Origin of the sequence: Loigolactobacillus backii (assembly GCF_003946275.1) — a bacterium.
Lineage (GTDB): Bacteria > Bacillota > Bacilli > Lactobacillales > Lactobacillaceae > Loigolactobacillus > Loigolactobacillus backii.
In genome coordinates, this window is the sequence record NZ_RHNQ01000109.1 from 1 (window position 1) to 3,651 (window position 3,651).

4 protein-coding genes are annotated in these 3,651 nt (G+C 37.4%); all 4 read left to right on the top strand.

Features of this window, described 5'->3' with window-relative positions; all coding sequences use genetic code 11:
- Positions 1-605 precede the first annotated feature (605 nt).
- The 4 genes from EKM61_RS11540 to mobV all read left to right on the top strand — a co-directional run bounded on the left by EKM61_RS11540 (position 606) and on the right by mobV (position 3,527).
- Complete coding sequence (locus tag EKM61_RS11540; RefSeq protein ID WP_063285742.1) at positions 606-1,562, top strand: protein rep; 957 nt, start codon at positions 606-608, stop codon at positions 1,560-1,562.
- 43 nt (positions 1,563-1,605) lie between these two features.
- Positions 1,606-1,797 (top strand): hypothetical protein, encoded by a 192-nt coding sequence (locus tag EKM61_RS11545; protein ID WP_075168978.1) that lies wholly within the window; start codon positions 1,606-1,608, stop codon positions 1,795-1,797.
- Positions 1,784-2,293: a hypothetical protein gene (locus EKM61_RS11550; RefSeq protein WP_100077707.1), complete on the top strand. Its 510-nt coding sequence runs from the start codon at positions 1,784-1,786 to the stop codon at positions 2,291-2,293. The genes EKM61_RS11545 and EKM61_RS11550 overlap by 14 nt, the downstream gene beginning before the upstream one ends.
- Before the next feature lie 148 nt (positions 2,294-2,441).
- Positions 2,442-3,527: a MobV family relaxase gene (mobV, locus tag EKM61_RS11555; RefSeq protein WP_125636227.1), complete on the top strand. Its 1,086-nt coding sequence runs from the start codon at positions 2,442-2,444 to the stop codon at positions 3,525-3,527.
- Positions 3,528-3,651: the final 124 nt, after the last annotated feature.

Consider the following 3,651-nt stretch of genomic DNA (forward strand, 5'->3'; position numbering starts at 1 on the left):
GTCAGTCAACGGTAAATCGAATTAAAGGGACTTACTGCTTTAGCAGTTAGTCCCTTTTTGAGGCTTTAAGGAGTTGACTGACTCACTAGACCAAGACACTTTTGCGCATGCAAAGAAAAGCACACCTGCTTTTTTTGCCTGCCTCACGGCGAGTGCGGGGTGAGTTTGAGCGGGGGCTCCCGCTCATTTATGGGGTCCAGCTGGTTCAGCTGGTCAGTATGGCTGAAAGCCATGGTCTTAAAAAGCAGTTCGGCGATTTTTGCTGATCTGCTTTTTGGGGTTTGAAACCGTCGTTTTTTCGACGGTTTCTTCTTATCTTGATACTATTAGAAACAACGGACTTTTTTAAAAGTTGGACAAAGCCTTGACAGAACTGGGCTTAGGCGTATTATGAGTTTATAAAATGAGTATAAAAAAAACTCACGTGAGCTTCGAAAGTTTGCCGACCTCGAACGCGTGAGTTAATCTTGTAAAATCGTATTTATATTTACTAGACATAGTCTAAGGCTTAGGTACTTGCCCGTCAAGCCTTCTGACTGATTTTAGTAAAGTAATACATAACGGATTAACTCCTCTCACGTGACTAATATGAGAGGAGTTTTATTTTGACTGATAGAAAAGTTTTAGTTGATCAATCGCAATCGGGGAAAGTTCGTCCGTGGAGAGAGCGTAAGCTAGAAAATTTACAGTATAGTGACTATTTGCAGATATTGCATTATAAGAAAGCTCATCGAGTTAAAGAATGTGGCGAAGTTTTGCGCTTTGTGGAAGATAAAAATGGTCATAAAAAATTGGCCCAGACTTGGTTTTGTCATTCCCGTTTGTGTCCGCTATGCAATTGGCGGCGGGCAATGAAGCAATCTAATCAGTTAACACAGATTTTGGCAGAAGCAGTTAAACAACGTAAAACGGGTCGGTTCTTATTTTTGACTTTGACGGTTGAAAATACCTCCGGTAATCAGTTAAAAAGTGAATTACGACAAATGGGACGAGCTATTCGTGATTTAATGCGTTATAAAAAGCCAGCTAAGAATTTGCTGGGCTATGTGCGTTCAACTGAAGTGACCGTTAATCATGAAGTAGATCAGCCGATGTATCACCATCATATGCATGTCTTGCTTTTTATGAAATCAAGCTATTTTACGGGAACTGATAATTATATTTCACAGGCGGAATGGACTGGATATTGGCAACGAGCTATGAAATTAACTTATATGCCAGTTGTGAATGTTGAGGCAGTTAAACCGAATGTGAATCGCCATAAAAATTCTTTATTGGCCAGTGCTCAAGAAACGGCTAAATATCAGGTAAAGTCTAAAGATATTTTGACGAATAATCCAGAACAAGACTTACAGGTGATTGACGATCTGGAACAAGCTTTGGCTGGTTCCCGCCAAATTAGTTATGGGGGGTTACTGAAAGAAATTCGCAAACAGTTGCAATTGGAAGACGTTGAAAATGGTGATTTGATTAATACGGATAGTGATGATCAAAAGGTTGATCAAGTGGTGCGTGAGATTGTTGCTAAATGGGATTATCAGCGTAAGAATTATTTTGTTTAATGATTTATTGTCTATATTATAAGTGAGGGGGGAGGTGATTGCTTTGGCTTCATTTTTCAATGCCTTAAAGGGATTGTTTAAGGGAATGATTAAGGGTACTTTTAACTTTTTTGCAGGAAATAAAAAGACTATTAACAGTTCGAAAAATATTAAGGGAAATTTCAATGGTAATAATATCGATAATTCTAGTGTCAATGTTGATAATAGTGAAGGTGAGAAGCATGAAAAAAAGTAATCAGACCAGTCAAGATAATTGTTCTAATACTTCTTCTGGTAATTTTAACGGTAATAATATTAGTAATTCTGATGTAAAATTCATTTCTGAAGTTACAAATTATACTGATAATTCTAATAAGTTTGTTGTTTTGCAGGAATTTATAAATATTTTTTTTGAGAAAGCTGGAGCACTTCATAATAAAATTGGAGAATGTGCCGGTAAAGATTCTATTCCTGATTTGACTAGTGATTTACTAGCTTTGAGAAATTTTGTTGAAGGAACTCTTGCAATTCCAAATAGTATTTTTGAAATAGTGGATAAAATCGTGCAATCGTTGTTCGATTACTATGAATTGATAGCTACTCGAGGATCTGGTATTAATCTTAGAAATATGAGTGCTGATCAAAGCGATGATTATATTAGAGAATTTGAGAAAAGAAAAACTGAACCTGTAAAACTTCAAAGAGAACTTTTACATGTTTTGAGAAATTTTATTTTTGATGAACATTGTTAAGGTATTATTTTTTTGCCAACGGCAAAAATTGCCTCGCAGAGCCCAAACTTTACAAGGTAAAGTATATTGGGCTATACCTTGCATGGAGGTTTGCCGAATTCTGTGCTATGCTCTAACCAAATTTAGCTTTTTGGAATGGAGTGGTGAAATGAGTTATTTAGTCGCTAATATGCAGAAATTAAGAGCTGATAATTTAGTTGGCTTGGGTAATCATGATCAACGCCGAACGCGACATCACAAAAATACTGATATTGACGTTGACCGTTCTGACTTAAATTATGATTTAGTTGCTGGTCGGACTAACCATTTCAAAACGGATATTGAGGCTTATATTAACGAGCATAAAACCAGTCAGCGAGCGGTCAGAAAAGATGCCGTTTTAGTCAATGAATGGATTATTTCGAGCGATAGCAATTTCTTTGCTAATTTAACGGCGGCTGATACGCGCAAATATTTTGAAACAGCTAAAGCTTACTTTGCTGAAAAATTTGGTGAAGAAAACATTCGTTATGCGATTGTTCATCTTGATGAGAGAACGCCCCATATGCATATGGGAATTGTTCCATTTGATGATGAGTATAAATTATCGGCTAAACGGGTGTTTAATCGTGCGGCTTTGCAAAACGTTCAAGATCAATTGCCAGTTCATTTACGACAACACGGATTTGATGTTGAACGTGGTATTCAAGAATCGCAACATAAAAGTTTAACGGTACCAGAATACAAAGCTATGCGGGAAGACTTGAAAAAGGCGACGCTTCAAAAACGAGAAATACAAGCTGAACTTGAAGATGCCAGAAAACGCCTTGCTGAACTTAAACCTCGTGATCAGCAGGAAATTGAGAGCAAACCTACTCTTTTAAGCAAGGATAAAGTGGTTGTTAGAAAAAGTGATCTTCATGACTTAGAATCTCGAGCAGCTGTCAGTGATATTTATAATCAACAACAGAACCGTTTAAAACTTGATAATCAAAGCTTAAATTATCAACTGCTTGAAGTTAAAGACAATAATTATGATTTAAGCAAGAAAAATGAGAAGCTCCAAAAATTAGTGGATACGTTACAAGGAATTGTTCGGAGCGTTGACCGGTTCTTACAGCGCAAATTAGGTGTTGGCTTACCAAGTGAGTGGCTAGAACGAGCTGGACTAAAAGAACCGTCTAAAAAAGCCCCTCAGAGGCCACAGGAACGTTCAGAGAGACAGCATGATGAATTAGATGGTCCAAGTCTTTGAACTTGGCCTATGGCTTTAATTTACCCGCTGATGATCATTGAAGCTGGTTAATGGCCGTCAGTCAACGGTAAATCGAATTAAAGGGACTTACTGCTTTAGCAGTTAGTCCCTTTTTGAGGCTTTA